Origin of the sequence: Enterococcus sp. ZJ1622, assembly GCF_011038845.1 — a bacterium.
Taxonomy (GTDB): domain Bacteria; phylum Bacillota; class Bacilli; order Lactobacillales; family Enterococcaceae; genus Enterococcus_B.
On record NZ_JAAKDW010000006.1, the window covers coordinates 61,517 to 77,470 of the forward strand.

At 42.9% G+C, this 15,954-nt stretch carries 16 protein-coding genes and 1 riboswitch; of the genes, 11 read left to right on the forward strand and 5 right to left on the reverse strand.

Annotated features, from left to right (window positions below):
• The first annotated feature begins 13 nt into the window (after positions 1 to 13).
• Complete coding sequence (gene mgtE / locus G7Y42_RS07155) at positions 14 to 1,375, forward strand: magnesium transporter (RefSeq protein WP_165005392.1); 1,362 nt, start codon at positions 14 to 16, stop codon at positions 1,373 to 1,375.
• 70 nt (positions 1,376 to 1,445) lie between these two features.
• Here the strand turns inward: mgtE and G7Y42_RS07160 are convergent, their stop codons facing one another.
• Positions 1,446 to 2,087 (reverse strand): copper homeostasis protein CutC, encoded by a 642-nt coding sequence (locus G7Y42_RS07160; RefSeq protein ID WP_165005391.1) that lies wholly within the window; start codon positions 2,085 to 2,087, stop codon positions 1,446 to 1,448.
• 108 nt (positions 2,088 to 2,195) lie between these two features.
• Between G7Y42_RS07160 and G7Y42_RS07165 the strand changes: the two genes are divergently transcribed.
• From G7Y42_RS07165 to G7Y42_RS07180, 4 genes are all read left to right on the forward strand, one after another.
• The gene (locus G7Y42_RS07165) at positions 2,196 to 3,053 is read left to right on the forward strand and encodes a methyltransferase domain-containing protein (RefSeq protein WP_165005390.1); all 858 of its coding nucleotides are present in this window, start codon (positions 2,196 to 2,198) and stop codon (positions 3,051 to 3,053) included.
• Positions 3,054 to 3,285: 232 nt separating this feature from the next.
• Positions 3,286 to 3,789 (forward strand): tRNA (uridine(34)/cytosine(34)/5-carboxymethylaminomethyluridine(34)-2'-O)-methyltransferase TrmL, encoded by a 504-nt coding sequence (gene trmL, locus G7Y42_RS07170; RefSeq protein ID WP_165005441.1) that lies wholly within the window; start codon positions 3,286 to 3,288, stop codon positions 3,787 to 3,789.
• A gap of 49 nt (positions 3,790 to 3,838) precedes the next feature.
• On the forward strand, positions 3,839 to 4,498 hold the full coding sequence (locus G7Y42_RS07175) for a histidine phosphatase family protein (protein WP_165005389.1): 660 nt from the start codon (positions 3,839 to 3,841) through the stop codon (positions 4,496 to 4,498).
• 18 nt (positions 4,499 to 4,516) lie between these two features.
• Positions 4,517 to 7,105, forward strand: a complete 2,589-nt coding sequence (locus G7Y42_RS07180) for an ATP-dependent RecD-like DNA helicase (protein WP_165005388.1) — start codon at positions 4,517 to 4,519, stop codon at positions 7,103 to 7,105.
• Positions 7,106 to 7,708: 603 nt separating this feature from the next.
• On the opposite strand, the gene G7Y42_RS07185 is transcribed toward G7Y42_RS07180, so the two are convergent.
• Positions 7,709 to 8,704 carry a diacylglycerol kinase family protein gene (locus G7Y42_RS07185; protein WP_165005387.1) on the reverse strand — a complete coding sequence of 332 codons (996 nt, stop codon included), beginning with the start codon at positions 8,702 to 8,704 and terminating at the stop codon, positions 7,709 to 7,711.
• A 494-nt stretch (positions 8,705 to 9,198) separates the two neighbouring features.
• Positions 9,199 to 9,245: riboswitch (PreQ1 riboswitch) on the forward strand.
• A gap of 12 nt (positions 9,246 to 9,257) precedes the next feature.
• Between G7Y42_RS07185 and G7Y42_RS07190 the strand changes: the two genes are divergently transcribed.
• Complete coding sequence (locus G7Y42_RS07190; protein ID WP_165005386.1) at positions 9,258 to 9,761, forward strand: QueT transporter family protein; 504 nt, start codon at positions 9,258 to 9,260, stop codon at positions 9,759 to 9,761.
• Between the two features lie 305 nt (positions 9,762 to 10,066).
• Here the strand turns inward: G7Y42_RS07190 and cbpA are convergent, their stop codons facing one another.
• Entirely contained in the window at positions 10,067 to 10,708 is a 642-nt protein-coding gene (gene cbpA, locus G7Y42_RS07195; protein ID WP_165005385.1) for a cyclic di-AMP binding protein CbpA, read from the reverse strand.
• A 161-nt stretch (positions 10,709 to 10,869) separates the two neighbouring features.
• On the opposite strand from cbpA, the gene rpmG reads away from it, so the two are divergent.
• The 5 genes from rpmG (at position 10,870) to G7Y42_RS07220 (ending at position 14,165) form a co-directional block, all read left to right on the forward strand.
• A complete protein-coding gene (gene rpmG / locus G7Y42_RS07200; protein ID WP_002294578.1) occupies positions 10,870 to 11,022 on the forward strand; it encodes a 50S ribosomal protein L33 in 153 nt (50 codons plus the stop codon).
• 18 nt (positions 11,023 to 11,040) lie between these two features.
• The gene (secE, locus tag G7Y42_RS07205; protein WP_165005384.1) at positions 11,041 to 11,211 is read left to right on the forward strand and encodes a preprotein translocase subunit SecE; all 171 of its coding nucleotides are present in this window, start codon (positions 11,041 to 11,043) and stop codon (positions 11,209 to 11,211) included.
• Between the two features lie 99 nt (positions 11,212 to 11,310).
• On the forward strand, positions 11,311 to 11,856 hold the full coding sequence (nusG, locus tag G7Y42_RS07210; RefSeq protein WP_165005383.1) for a transcription termination/antitermination protein NusG: 546 nt from the start codon (positions 11,311 to 11,313) through the stop codon (positions 11,854 to 11,856).
• Between the two features lie 210 nt (positions 11,857 to 12,066).
• A complete protein-coding gene (locus tag G7Y42_RS07215) occupies positions 12,067 to 12,960 on the forward strand; it encodes an alpha/beta fold hydrolase (RefSeq protein WP_165005382.1) in 894 nt (297 codons plus the stop codon).
• A gap of 104 nt (positions 12,961 to 13,064) precedes the next feature.
• Positions 13,065 to 14,165, forward strand: a complete 1,101-nt coding sequence (locus G7Y42_RS07220; protein WP_165005381.1) for a lactate oxidase — start codon at positions 13,065 to 13,067, stop codon at positions 14,163 to 14,165.
• Between the two features lie 119 nt (positions 14,166 to 14,284).
• Here G7Y42_RS07220 and sdaAA read toward each other — a convergent pair whose 3' ends face one another.
• Positions 14,285 to 15,157, reverse strand: coding sequence for an L-serine ammonia-lyase, iron-sulfur-dependent, subunit alpha (sdaAA, locus tag G7Y42_RS07225; protein ID WP_165005380.1), 873 nt, complete (start codon positions 15,155 to 15,157; stop codon positions 14,285 to 14,287).
• Between the two features lie 14 nt (positions 15,158 to 15,171).
• Positions 15,172 to 15,840, reverse strand: a complete 669-nt coding sequence (gene sdaAB / locus G7Y42_RS07230) for an L-serine ammonia-lyase, iron-sulfur-dependent subunit beta (RefSeq protein WP_165005379.1) — start codon at positions 15,838 to 15,840, stop codon at positions 15,172 to 15,174.
• Positions 15,841 to 15,954: the final 114 nt, after the last annotated feature.

Below are 15,954 nucleotides of genomic sequence, written 5' to 3' on the forward strand. Positions count from 1 at the left end.
AGGTGAGATTGATTTGGATGAAAATCAAGATTTAGAGGAGAGATTTGCCCAGTTATCTCAGGATTTGAGAGAGAATAACATACAACAATTCAGAAGCAGCTTCTTGGAGATGCATATTTATGAACAGGGGCAATTCTACCAATCCCTTACAGAAGAAAACCGGCAACTGATCTATGCGTATCTGTCTCCAAAAGAATTAGCGGATATGTTCGATGTCATTGAAGAAGACAATGAGCATATGAAAGAATACTTGGATGAGATGCGTCCAAGCTATGCGGCAGATATGCTTGCTGAGATGTATACCGACAACGCGGTCGATTTACTGAATACTTTGGATAAAAAACAAATCGCGAAGTATCTGAGTTTGATGGGAGCAGACGATGCCAGCGAGATCAAAGAGCTGCTGCATTATGAAGATGAAACAGCCGGGGCGATCATGACGACAGAATTTGTCTCGATCGTAGCGAATCAAACTGTTCGATCAGCGATGTATGTGTTGAAAAATGAAGCGGATGTAGCTGAAACGATTTACTACATTTACGTTGTGAATCAAGAAGATCAGCTTGTCGGCGTTATTTCTTTGCGTGATCTGATCGTAAACGACGATGACGCGATGATCGCAGATTTAATGAGTGAACGGGTGCTTTCAGTCCATGTCGGCGATGATCAAGAAGATGTAGCCCAGACTTTTCGTGACTATGATTTCTTAGCACTCCCTGTGACAGATTATGATGACCATTTGCTGGGGATCGTGACTGTCGATGATATCATCGATGTCATCGATGATGAAGCCGCCAGCGACTATTCTGGTTTGGCGGGGGTCAACGTAGAAGAAATCAATGAGAATCCCGTCAAGGCAGCTTCACGTCGTCTTCCATGGCTGATCACTTTGCTGTTTTTAGGGATGTCTACTGCATCATTGATCAGTCATTATGAGGATCTTGTCAGTGAAGCGAGTATTCTAGCTGTCTTTATTTCTCTGATCACAGGTACAGCCGGAAATGCCGGGACACAGTCGCTGGCTGTGGCGGTACGCCGTTTGGCTATATCTGATGAGAAGGACCATGGATTTGTCCGACTGGTTTTAGCAGAAGTGCTGACTGGAGTCGTGACTGGGGCAGTGACAGGATTTACGATCTTTTTGATCGTCGGCTTTTGGAAACACAATTTTATTTTGGGTTTCGTGATCGGCATGGCGATGCTCTTTGCGATCACAGTAGCGAATCTGGCGGGAAGCTTGATCCCTATGCTGATGGATCGATTGGGTTTTGATCCGGCAGTTGCCAGTGGTCCGTTCATCACGACCCTTAGCGATTTGACCAGTGTGCTGATCTATTTCAATATCGCTTCGTTGTTCATGGGATATTTTATGTAGAAAAATAAAAACATTTGCAGAAGCTAAGTAGTTAAGTACTTAGCTTCTGCAAATGTTTTTTTGTGGAAAGTTACGAATTCAGATCGACGATTTTCGTTCCATGCACTTCGCTTACTTTCAGTTCTGCTGCGATTTTTTCAGCATTCATCACATTTACCCCGCCACCGGGTAAAATGATCAAACGATTAGCTGCATAAGCAATCAATTCTTTCAGGTGAGCAAGGTTTTCTTCGATAGGTGTTCCTGCTACACCACCATGGGTCAAAATACGATCAACGCCATGTTCTGCTAACCAGTCGATCGCTTCGAATTGCCGTTCTTTCGGAATGCTGTCAAATGCCATATGGAAGGTGATCTGCAGTCCTTCTGCTGTTTCGATCAATAATTCAAGGGCTTCTTCATCTAGCCAGCCTGAAGGTGTGAGACAGCCGATCACTACGCCATCTGTCCCGAGTTTCTTTGCTTCGATCAGATCCGTATGCATGATTTTCAGTTCGATATCGTTATAGACGAAATCGCCGCCTCGTGGACGGATGATTGTCATCACAGGGACTTCTTTCTCGCTGGCATAGCTCAATGCCTCTTCGATTACGCCAGTACTTGGTGTTGTACCGCCTACTGCCAGATTGTCGCATAACTCGATGCGGTTGGCGCCTCTAGCGATTGCTAAAGGGACCGATGTATAATTTTCTGCGCAAAATTCTCTAATCATGTGATTGCTCCTTTACATATTCGACTCTTACAAGGAATTGTAACATACTTTTTTTGGTTGCCAAAGCATTCATCTAACGGTAAGATAAAACAGAAATGAGGGGGATTTATGCAAAAGAAAATAGATCGGGGTCGCCGATTTTTAACAGAAAATAATCAGATGTTTCGCTGCCCGATATGTCAAGAAGGAGTTAATGCAACAGCAAATGGTCTGGTTTGTCAGAACAATCATCGTTTTGATTTGTCAAAGAAAGGAACACTTTATTTTCTTTCCCATGCGGTCAAGACGGAATATGATCAGACGATGTTCGCACCTAGAAGGCGAATGATCCAGTCAGGGATGTATCAGCCGGTCATAGAGCTTCTCGCGGAATATTTGCCAAAGCAAGCTTCTGTCCTCGATGTTGGCTGTGGGGAAGGCAGTTTTTTGAATGAACTTGCGCAATTGCAGACATTGGAAAAAGCGGTTGGATTCGATATCTCGAAAGAAGGCGTATATGCAGCAACAGATCAAGCAGTCAATGCTTTCTGGTGTGTAGCAGATTTGACGAATCTTCCATTTGGTGATCAGCAGTTCACGACGATTTTAAATATTTTCTCGCCATCACATTACCAAGAATTCCAGCGGGTGCTGTCAGATGATGGGGAAGTACTGAAAATCGTTCCGCAAGAAAATTATCTAAAAGAACTGCGTCAGGCTTTTTACCCGGATCGTCCTGAAAAACAGCACTATTCCAATGAACGAGTCGTAGCCAAGTTTGCGGAATCCATGGAACTGACGAAACGTCGCCGTGTCACTTACGAATTCGTCATCCCGGAACAAAATCGTCAGGATCTCTTAGCGATGTCTCCGCTTGAATGGCAAGTCGAAGAACCGATCAAAGCGCAGTTGTACAAGGAACCTTTGAAAAAAATTACAATTGACATAGAATTATTAAAAGGAAATAAGAGAAAACGGTTGCAGTGAGTTTTTTCTAGAGTATCGGTTGCAAAAAGAATTGTAGGGTGTTATAGTAACGACAAGTTGTTTTTTCATTGGTTTTTATCAGGTTCCTGTTCTGATAAAAGTTAGTGAAAAGAGCTTTACTAACGTAACGACTCGCAGTGACTGACACCGAGTTGATACGTTTTTTTTTATGCAAAAATCAACTAATCAAAAGAAATCAAAACGGATACCACTTATGAAAGGAATGATCCTGATGAACCACATCGTTTTATTTGAACCATTGATCCCTGCAAACACTGGGAATATCGCCAGAACATGCGCAGCAACGAACACGCCGCTGCATTTGATCGAGCCCTTGGGTTTTTCGACCGATGACAAACATCTGAAACGGGCTGGACTGGATTACTGGAATGATGTAAATATTACTTATCATAGTGATTTAGCAGCCTTTTTAACTTTTTTAGGGGATCGCAAGCTCCATCTGATCTCTAAATTTGCGCACAAAGTATATAGTGATGAGAATTTTGCTGACGGCGAAGATCATTTCTTTTTATTCGGAAAAGAAACGACTGGTTTACCTGAAGCTTTCATGCGGGAAAATGAAGAAAAATGTTTGCGTATCCCGATGAACGATGAACATGTCCGTTCATTGAATCTCTCGAACACTGCCGCAATGATCGTTTATGAAGCATTGCGCCAGCAAGGTTTTCCTAATTTAGAGTTAACACATCACTATGAACATGATAAGCTAGACTAAAGAATAAAAATGAACGAAAACAAGAAGATAGTGAGAGGGTTTGCTGCATATGGAGCTATATTTTACAAGACACGGAAAAACAGAATGGAACCTCGAACGGCGTTTTCAGGGAAGCAATGGCGACTCCGCGCTTTTGCCTCAAAGTTACGAAGAAATCAAAGCATTTGGGCAAAAAGTGAAATATGTCCCTTTTAAAGCCATCTATTCTAGTACAGCAAAACGCGCTCGAGATACAGCAGAAGGGATCAATCGCGTATTGGCTCATCCTGTTGAGATCATCTATACTGATAAATTAAGAGAATTAGGTCTGGGTACGCTGGAAGGTCAGTCGATCGACGAAATGTATCAAAAATATCCGGAAAATCTCCCTAATTTGCGGAATCACTTGGATCGGTACGATCCAACGCCTTTCAACGGAGAACCGATCGAATCAGCGATCACTCGGATAGAGACAGTCGTAGCCGATGCTGTTTCGCAACATACAGAAGGCCCGCTTTTATTTGTGGGGCATGGTGCCTCTTTGACCGCAGCTATCCAGTGGATGACAGGAAAAGAATTGAGCCAGTTGCGGGAAATGGGCGGTTTATTCAACAGCAGCTTGACTATCGTGGAGACCGGGGAACCATGCAAATTGCTCCCATATCAATTGAAGGTGTGGAATGAGACAGATTTTCTAGGGAATGACACAAAACCAGAACCGTTATTATAGATAAAGGAGGCGGCTTCTATGCAGCCGGAAGAAATGCCCTATTTCGTTGGTACAGTTGCCGCGATTTTTTTCCAGAATCCAAGTAATTTTTATAAGGTGCTGCTAGTCCATATCAATGAAACAAGTGCAGATTACCGTGAAAAGGAAATCGTTGTGACTGGAAGCTTTGGCGAAATCCAAGAAAACGAAACTTATCGCTTCTACGGCGAACTAGTAGACCATCCGAAATATGGACGGCAATTGAAAGTCGAACGTTATGAACAAGAGAAACCGACAACTGCCAACGGGATCGTGGCCTATCTTTCCAGTGAAAAATTTCCGGGGATCGGTAAAAAAACCGCAGAGAAAATCGTCGAACTGTTAGGTGAAGATGCAATCGAAAAAATCATCGCAGATCCTTCTGTATTAGAACAGATCAGCGGACTGACGAAACCGAAGCGGGAGATGATCGCAGAAACGATCCGGCTCAACCACGGCATGGATCAGGTGATCATGGGGCTGAACCGTTATGGATTCGGGAGCCAGCTAGCCTTTAGTATTTATCAGGCATACAAGAATGAAGCATTGGATATCATCCAGGAAAATCCTTATCAGCTAGTCGAAGACGTCGAAGGGATCGGGTTCAAACGGGCAGATAATCTGGCGGAGCAGATCGGGATTGCTGCAGATTCACCTCGACGGATCCGCGCTGCGATCTTGCATCAGATTTTCCAGCAAGCTGTCCAAACAGGAGATACATATGTACCAGCTGAAGCTTTATTACAGCAAACCATCCGTCTCTTGGAAACGAGTCGTCCGATCGAAATCGACCCAGATGAAGTAGCAACAGTGATCATCCAACTGGTCGAAGAAGGAAAAATCCAGCAGGAAGAAACGAATCTTTATGAAAACAGCTTGTATTTTTCTGAATGGGGAATCGGAAACTCGATCCAGCGCCTTCTTAGCCGAAAAAAGGAAATCAGTTATCCGGAAAAAGAGATCAAAAAAAATATTCGCCGTATCGAAAAGATTTTCGGTATCCAATATGGCGATTCACAAGAAAAAGCGATCGCAGAAGCTATCCGTTCCCCGCTTTTTATTCTGACGGGCGGACCTGGTACAGGAAAAACCACAGTGATCAACGGGATCGTCAATTTGTTCGCCGAGCTGAATGGGATCGAATTGGATCCCTCAAAATACACACAGGAAGTCTTTCCGATCCTGCTTGCAGCACCAACTGGAAGAGCAGCAAAACGGATGAATGAAACAACTGGGCTGCCAGCAAGTACGATCCACCGACTGTTAGGCTTGAATGGACGGGAAAAAACACCTTCTATCAGTACGAAAGAGTTAGACGGCGGTCTACTGATCGTCGATGAGATGTCCATGGTAGACACTTGGCTTGCTAATACATTATTTAAAGCTATCCCGACGAATATGCAAGTGATTTTGGTAGGGGACAAAGACCAATTGCCATCTGTCGGTCCCGGTCAAGTACTACATGATTTACTGGAAATCAGGCAGATCCCTAAGATGGAACTAAATGAGATCTATCGGCAAGGCGACGGGTCGAGCATCATTCCGTTAGCTCATGAGATAAAAGAAGGGCGTCTCCCTAAAGATTTTACGAAAAACCAAAAGGACCGTTCGTTTTTCCGAAGTGATGCGTATCAAATCGAGCCTTTGATCTCAACGATCGTAGAAAAAGCGAAGAACAAAGGATTCAAGGCACAAGATATCCAAGTGCTCGCGCCCATGTATCGTGGTGCAGCCGGGATCGATGCATTGAACAAAATGATGCAGGGGATCTTCAATCCGGGAGGTCCTGGAAAAAAAGAAGTGCATTGGAATGAAACAGTCTATCGGATCGGAGACAAAGTACTGCAACTGGTCAACACACCAGAATTGAATGTGTTCAATGGGGATATGGGTGAGATCACAGGGATTATTTTAGCCAAAGATTCAGAGGACAAAGTCGATGAGCTTGTTATCCAGTTCGATGCAAACGAAGTGACTTATAAAAGAAATGAATGGAACAAAATCACGCTGTCTTACTGCTGTTCCATCCACAAATCCCAAGGCAGTGAATTCAAGATGGTCATTTTGCCTATGGTGCATCAATACCAGAGAATGCTCCAACGGAATCTTTTATATACTGCTGTGACACGAAGCAAAGAACTACTGATATTATTGGGAGAAGAACAAGCTTACCAGACCTGCGTAGCGAACGAATCTGCTAGCCGATTGACGACACTCAAAAAAAGAATTGAAGACAATGAAAGCATGAGCATCACGACACGTACGAAGCTTGCAGCATATGAAGATTCGCTTGCAGGAGCTGCATTTGACGAAGGGGCTTATGTAAACGACACGCTTCCGATGAAGAAAGAAGCCAAGAAATCAGAGACAGTTGCTGAAAAGTCGGAAAAAACAACAGAAACTGCGACCAAAGCACCAGACTCGGAAAATCTGTTCACGCTTGCTGAAGAACAGCCTGAAATTACTGACTATGCAAAAGAGCAGCAGGCAGCTCAGCCAAAATCATTCATACTGACCGCAGCTGCGATCGAACGTAACCAAATTGATCCGATGATAGGAATGGAAAACATCACACCATATGCCAAATAAGGATGTGACTCTTAGATAAATAGAAGAAGAGGTTGCGACAAAATTTTGTCACAACCTCTTCTTTTCGAAGGAACGGTGTTCAAGAGATAGCCTATCGGCAATAAGGCACGATTTTGTAAAATAGTAGAATGCTGTTTTTCAACATCGCTTCTTATCGCTCAAGGCTAACATCTCTGTCACGACCTCTCTGCTAAACGGTGTTCAAAAGCTTGCATCTGCGGCACTAAGCCCAAACAGATGAAAAACATGAGGAGCTGTTTTTATCTGTTTGTTCTTACTGCTTGATGCAGGGCAGCTTTTTTACAACCTCTATAAACGGTGTTCCAACTGCTGCTTCTCGGCAATAAGTTCACTGAACAAGAAAATATGGGAAGCTATTTTCTGTTCAGTGTCCTTATTCCTTAAAGCAGAACGCAGTTGTCACAACCTCTGATTCACGGTGTTCAAAATCTTGCATCTGCGGTAATAAGCCCAACCAAACGAAAAATATGGAAAGCTATTTTTGTTTGTCTGTTCTTATTACTTGATGCAGGACAGCTTTTTCACAACCTCTTTTTCATAGATACAACTCAATAGTTTATCGAAAAAATACTCGACTTGAATCTATTCTTTATTCGCACGACGCAAGCCAGCCTGACACCAAAATAGCTGTTTCTTGATACTGAAACGCAAGTCGAATGATTGTGGCTCGATATCTTCGCCATCTTCTTGTCCGTATTGAGGGACAGTGGTGACGATACGCAATTTGCTTGATGTATAATGGTGGAAGTTTTTGGATCGCAGCTGCTTCTTTCGCAGGAGCAAAAAGATGATCCATAGAATTTTGAAGAGGTTGATACGTTCTACGACCACTAGATCGATCGTTGGTTTAAACGCATCTGCAGTCGGCGCAATCGCCACACCGCCACCGAAATACGGATGATTGGTTGTTGTACAGAGAAAAGCTTTCTCAAAGTCCATCTGTTTGCCGCCGACATCCACTAATATAGGAAAGCCTTTCTGTTTGAAAAAGACACGCAAGATCGAAAAAAGGTACGAAAAGGAACCTAAGTTATATTTATTCAATCGTTCTTTTGCAGTGGAATGATTGGTAGCATGGACGATCGAAGCATCCAGACCGATCCCGAAATTGTTCACTACGATCCCTCTTTTCTCACTTACTTTTTCATCGTATGTCAGAAGATTGATTTCTTGAGGGGCTGTGGCAGTCAAAATACTGTCCAATGCTTTTTCAACATCACGAGACAATCCAATCCCGCGAGCAAAATCATTCCCAGAACCTGCTGGAATATAGGCAACAGGGAATTCTACATCGAGCTGATAGAAAGTATCTAGCACCTGATGGAGTGTACCGTCTCCGCCCACGATCACTAGCAGGGGAAAAGGATCGAGAGTCTCACGATTTTCTTCTGTCCAAGAAGCTAAAGTTTCTTTGGCCAGTCGTTCAGCGATTTCAGAATCATGTCCTTGGTATTCACTATAGTAAACAGAATACGCCAGTTTTTTCTTTTCGAATTGCGGCAAGATTTTTTGCGCCGCTTTTTTTCCAGCGCCGCTACCTGCAGCCTGGTTGATCAATAGATGATAATGGAATTTCATTTCTGCCTCCTGCGGCCCGAGACGTTCAGGTGTTTGCCTTCCTGTCTTTTCATTGCCGATACACGGTATAGCAACACGTCTTTATAAAAAAACTAGTGTTACGTTTCAGTTTCTTGGTTATTATAGCAGAGGATATCTCAAATGAAAAAGGGCTTAAGCATAAAAAAGGCAAAAAAATCTAGCAAGCGCATGATCCGTTACGTACGGAGAAGAAGTCTAAGGTTCGAAATGTCCACTTAGTTCTTCAGCAGCTTGCTAGACGTTCCATTAGTAAGAGGTAGCTCAAATTCCCACATCCTTTTTTTGTCTCATTTAGTTTCACAACAATTCTGTTCTTGCAGAACCTGCATCGTCTGCTTTACTGGGAATTCTTATGACCCCTTACACTTATTTTATAGCATATCTGCTCTATGTTTGCAAGCGGTTACCAAAAAGGGCGTTCAACAAAGATTTGAAAAGCAGCCACTATCTGTTATAATAAGTATTTGTTTGATAAAACCGCGGTTCATCAACCATCCCGCGTTAAAAAAACTAGGAGAAAAGAGGGAGTATCATGCAAAAAACAAAAAGCGGTCAGCGATTGACGGTGGTTGTCGTCAATGGGATCATCATGGCTCTTTATTTAGCATTAACGGTGTTGGTGGCACCTGTATCTTCAGGTCCGATCCAGTTCCGTATTTCTGAAAGTTTGAATCATTTAGTCGTATTCAACCGAAAATTGCTTTGGGGTGTATTAGGTGGCGTAATCGTTTATAATGCCTTTTTTGGATACGGGATTCTTGACGTGATCTTCGGAGGCGGTCAGACCTTGCTTTCTTTAGGATTGACGGCTCTCTTGCAGAACAAAGTGAAGAGTGTGAAATTACGGTTGGCTCTGAATACGATCTTCTTCACGATCAGCATGGGATTGATTGCTTATATGCTTGTTCCAACAGGCGGGACGGCCTTTTGGACAACCTATGGCACGTTAGCATTGAGTGAGTTTGTGATTATGGCAATTTCAGCGCCATTGATGTTTTACTTGGATCGGGCGTTGGATTTTGAAAAAAGACTATAGAACGATAAATTGAAAAAGAGGTTGTGAAAAAGCTGCTCTGCATCAAGCAGTAAGACCGACCAGATAAAAATAGCTCTCCATATTTTTCGTCTGATCGTTCTTAGTGCCATAGATGCAAGCTTTTGAACACCGTGTATGAGGTTGTGACAACTGCGTTCTGCTTTAAGGAATAAGGACACTGAACAGAAAATAGCTCCTCATATTTTCTTGTTCAGTGAATTTATTGCCGAGAAGCAGTAGTTGGAACACCGTTTATCCGAAAAAAAGGAGGCTGTGACAAAATTCTGTCATAGCCCCCTTTTGTTTTACCCTTCATTTTGGAGATTTTCGATTTCGACCACTTTATAGTTCTTCTTCTCCAAATGGTTGACGATCGTTTCGCAGACTTTTTGCTCCGTGTGCGCAGGAAGAGTGATGAGCGTACGACGGATATATTCGTCTTTTTCAATATCTAAAGTAATGCAGCTGGCGATACTGCTGTATTTTGAAATGATCTTTGCGATAGCCGCCAGATCTCCTTGTTTTCCCGTAGAAGCAATCGTCAATACATAGCTTCCCTGCTCGACGCTCCATGACTGAGAGAGCATGTTCAGCAATGTACTGTGAGTCAAAATGCCGTAGAAGTGGTTCTCATTGTCTAATACAGCGATGTAAGGAAGTTCTTTGATGGTGAAAAAGACTTTGAAGAAGGATGTGTCCAGATAAATGAATTTCGTGGCATTCTTCAATAGATGGGTGACAGGCAGTGTCATATCCCCGCCATTGGCTTTGTGGCGATAGATGTGCATCTTGTAGATGTTCCCGCGGAAGATGTTCTCCGAAGCATCCAAGATCGGTACGCATCGATAACCTGAAGTTTCCAGAATCTCTAAAGCCTCTTCTAATGTGCTTGTTTCTGTAACGGTCGTCAGGTCTTTTTTCTTATATACAAGTGTTTTTAACAGCATAAGTATACCTCCAATTATCTCATTTTTACTTAATTTCAAATTAATCATATCATAATTTTTTACAAAACAATAGATAGTTTATTTCACAAATTGACAAGCAGGTTATTACATGATACTGTTATTAAGTATAAATTTGATTTTCAGTAGGGAGGTAAGAGCGAATGGCAAAGAAAAAAGCGGCATTAGCTTGTTCCGTTTGCGGTTCACGTAATTATACCAAGTCGGTTAGCGAAGGAAAGAGCGGCGAACGTTTGGAAATCAACAAATTCTGTAAATATTGTAATCAATATACATTACATAAAGAAACGAAATAAAGGAAAGGGAGGACAAAAATGAAATTTCTTAAAAGCGTAAAAGAAGAAATCAAACAAGTGACTTGGCCAAATAAGAAACAACTACGCAAAGATACATTAGTCGTCATCGAAACTTCGATTATTTTTGGTCTGATGTTCTTCATTATGGACACCGCGATCCAAAGCTTGTTTGGCTGGATCTTAAAATAAGCGACTAGTAAAAATAGCGAATCAGTGCTATAATCAATGTGAGGAAAAACTTCGGGCAACTGAGGTTTTTTTATTTTACAACGAAATGAGGAGCCGTTAATGGAATCTTTTGAAAAAAATTGGTATGTACTGCATACATACTCTGGTTATGAGAACAAGGTAAAAGCAAACATCGAGTCACGTGCACAAAGTATGAAAATGGCTGACTTTATTTTCCGCGTCGTTGTTCCTGAAGAAACAGAAACTGAAGTGAAAAATGGAAAAGAAAAAGAAATCGTTCATAAAACATTCCCCGGCTATGTATTGGTAGAAATGATCATGACAGATGCTTCATGGTATGTTGTCCGTAACACACCTGGTGTAACTGGATTTGTCGGCTCTCATGGTGCAGGAAGCAAGCCAGCTCCGCTATTGCCAGAAGAAGTCAACCATATCTTGCGTTCGATCGGTATGAGCTTGCGTCAAAGCGAATTGGAAGTTGAAGTAGGCGAAGTAGTCAAGATCATCGAAGGAGCTTTTGCCGGATTAGAAGGCCAAGTCACTGAAGTAGATGAAGAAAAAGAAAAACTGAAAGTAAATATCGATATGTTTGGTCGAGAAACAAGTACAGAACTTGATTTTGATCAAGTAGATAAAATCGATTGATGGAACACCGTGAATCAGTGGTTGTAAAAAAGCTGACCTGCATCAAGCAGTAAGAACGATCAGAGAAAAATAGCTTCCCATATTTTTCATCTGAGCGGACTTAGTGCCACAGATACAAGCTTTTGAACACCGTTTATTTGGAAAGAGGGGCTGTGATAAGACTTTTGTCACAGCCCTTTTTCGGGTTTTTTATATCAGAAAGGAGTCATTATGAAAAAATCGGATAAACAAAAATGGTTAGCTGTCAGTTTGAGTCTGATGATTGGACTGCTGTTTATGAGCGGATGCCAGAACAAACAGACAACAGACGCGAACAAGACAAACACGCGCACGACAGAGACATCGAAGGAAAAGAAAGCTGAAAAAACGGCTGTACCAACGCTTTTTTTTCACGGATATAGCGGAACAGCCCGTTCTTTCGGGGGGATGTTGGAACGGTTAGAGGAAAATCAGGCTGGAAAGAAAGAACTGATTCTGACAGTCGATCCAAATGGTCAGATAGAAGCAGAGGGGGCTTTATCCAAAAAAGCAGATAATCCTATGGTCCAAGTATTATTTTCAGATAACAAGAATAATGAATGGAACCAAGCGGAATGGATAAAATCAAGCCTAGTCTATCTACAGGAAACATATGGAGTCAAACAAGTGAATATCGTAGGGCATTCGATGGGAGGCGTCAGTGCCTTGAGATATTTAGGGACCTATGGACAAGACAAGTCACTGCCTCAGGTCCAGAGATTTGTGGCGATCGGTGCACCTTTCAATGATTTTGTAGATGACAGCGCCCAAAGTTTGACGGCTGAATTGTCTGATGGACCAGCAGTGGTGTCGAGCAGATACCAGGATTACCAGCAGATGATCGGAAACGTATCTGCTTCGACGCGATTTTTGCTGATAGCTGGGCAGTTGAATGAGACAGATCTAAGTGATGGTACGGTGCCGGTGAATAGCGCTTTGGCTGTCTATGCATTATTGGAACAAAATGGGAACGAGGTAAAAGAAGAAATCGTCACAGGCGATAATGCTGCACATAGTATGCTGCATGAGAACCCACAAGTCGACCAGCTCGTTACTCGATTTATTTGGACGGATGAGCTGACATAAAAAAATCTATAAAAGTTGGAAAGATTTCGAGTGTAAATATTTGCTTACTTTTTGTAAGTGGAGTAAGATAACATCATACCAAGAAGATGAAAGAAGGATTTACCATGAGTTATCAAGCAAGCACAGAAGAACATCCAATCGAAATCGTGAACATCGCTTCATTAGAAGGACGCGTAAAAGAACGCATGGAAGCTGGGGCTTTCGGCTATATACGCGGAGGTTCTGAAGATGAATGGACGATGAAAGAAAATACTTCTTCTTTCAACACAAAAAAAATCATGCCTCGAGTGCTTCGAGGAATCGATTCAGCTGATCTGCATACTTCCGTTTTCGGCATTGACTTAAAAACACCGATTATCCAAGCACCATCTGCCGCTCAAGGTCTGGCACATGAAAAAGGAGAAGCCGATACAGCAAAAGGTGTAGCTGCTGCCGGATCGATCTTTTCAATCAGTACGTATGCAAATACAACTATCAAGGATGCAGCCGATGCAGCACCAGGCGCTCCTCAATTTTTCCAATTATATATGAGCAAAGACGATGGGTTCAATGAATTCATCTTGAAAAAAGCAGTGGAAGCTGGCGCAAAAGCAATCATTTTGACTGCTGATTCCACATTAGGTGGCTACCGCGAAGAAGATGTGATCAATAACTTCCAATTCCCTCTACCAATGCCTAACTTAGCAGCTTACAGCGAGCAAAGTGCTAGCGGAAACGGCGAAGGTAAAGGGATCGCAGAAATCTACGCCGCAGCAAAACAAGGATTGACACCAGAAGATATCAAAAAAATCAAGGATATCACGAACTTGCCTGTGATTGTCAAAGGAATCCAATCACCTGAAGATGCAGAAGTGGCGATTGCAGCTGGAGCGGACGGGATTTGGGTCTCTAATCATGGGGGACGTCAATTAGATGGCGGTCCTGCTTCTTTTGAAGTACTGCCTAAGATCGCAGAAGTAGTGAACAAACGAGTACCAGTCATTTTTGACTCAGGCGTTCGTCGTGGTGAACATGTCTTCAAAGCTCTAGCAAGTGGGGCAGATTTGGTTGCGATCGGTCGTCCAGTCATCTATGGATTGAACTTGGGCGGAGCAGAAGGCGTGACTTCTGTTTTCGAACATTTGAATAAAGAATTGTCGATCACTATGCAACTTGCAGGAACAAAAACAATCGATGAAGTAAAGAACACGAAATTGATGGATTAAGTAATAAAAGCGAGGAAGGACTTGACGTCTTTCCTCGCTTTTTTTGCTGGAAAATCAAAGGAGCATACTTTTACAGCCAAAAAGTGATCTTCGAACGAATCGAAAAATACAGTGATTTCTCATGATCTCTGATCCAATATTTCTTTCGTCAATCGCTTCGCTGTCGGTGTTACGGCTAATCCGCCTTCCGCCGTTTCTTTGAAGATAGAAGGCATTTGCCGTCCCACCTGATACATGGCAGCTACGACTTCATCTGGCGGGATCACACTCTCAATCCCAGCCAACGCCATATCAGCAGAGATGAATGCCTGAGAAGAACCAAGTGCATTGCGTTTCACACAAGGGACTTCTACCAGACCAGCTACTGGATCACAAATCAAGCCCATCATATTTTTCAAGGTGATCGCCACTGCTTGTGCTGCTTGATGCGGGGTGCCGTTTTTCGCACAAACTAAAGCAGCAGACGCCATCGCACTGGCAGAACCGACTTCGGCTTGGCAGCCACCTTCTGCACCACTGATAGAGGCATTGTTTGCAATGACTAATCCGAAAGCACCGGCTGTGAATAAAAAGTTGATCTGTTCTTCATGCGTCAACTGAAGGCGATCACGAACCGCCATCAGTACGCCAGGAACGACTCCGGCACTTCCAGCTGTTGGCGTCGCACAGATCAAGTCCATTTTTGCGTTTACTTCATTGACAGCCACTGCATTGCGTACAGCGTTCAAGATCGTTTCACCACTCAAGAAATCTGCTTCTTTCAAATAATCATCTAGTTTTTTGGCATCGCCACCAGTGATTCCTGTGACAGATGTGACGCCCTCTGTTCCTTCATTGATGGACTGTTCCATGACAGAAAGGTTTTTTTCCATGAGTTCGATGATCTGTTCGCGGGAACGACCGCTCATTTCCATCTCAACTGCGATCATCAATTCTGCTACATTCGGATAGTTCTTTGCTTGTTCGACTAATTCTTCGATTGATAAAAACATACGCGCAGTCTCCTTTAATCAAAATAATTGACACTGTCAACGTGAGGCAGTTGTTTTAATTTTTTGACCGTGTCTTCTACTTGCGGATCGTCTACTTCCATGATCATGATGGCATTTTCGCCTTTGGATTCACGCGTCACGGTCATCGTTCCGATATTGGTATTCGTTTCAGAAAGGATGTTCGTTACTTTAGCGATCATCCCAGGTAAGTCCTGATGCACGATGATCAGGGTAGGGGTGCCCATGCTCAAAGAAATCTTGAACCCATTCAATTCTGAAATCTGGATATTGCCGCCGCCAATCGAAATCCCTGTGACCGAGAGTTTGCGATTGCCTTTTTTCAAGAGCATCTTGACCGAATTCGGATGTTCAGCTTTTTCGCTTTTAGGGACGAAGAGGACTTCCATTCCAGCCTCGTAGGCAAGTTTCAGTGAATCGGCCAAACGCTCATCGTCGGGCTCCATTCCTAATAAACCGCCGACTAGCGCAATGTCTGTCCCGTGACCACGGTAAGTTTTGGCAAAGGATTCATAAAGATAGATATCTACTGAATCAGGCTGTTCACCGAAAATACTGCGGACGATCTTACCAATCCTTGCCGCACCTGCTGTATGGGAGCTGCTTGGCCCAATCATGACAGGTCCGATGATGTCAAATACACTTCTGTATCTTAATTCCTTCATTTTTCCACCTCATCTGACGTTAAAATATGTAAAAAAATATAGTGTGAAATGCCCATTTTCCGGACAATGCTAATTCTAGCGTAAGTGTAGCACAAAAGAGGAAAGAGAATCATA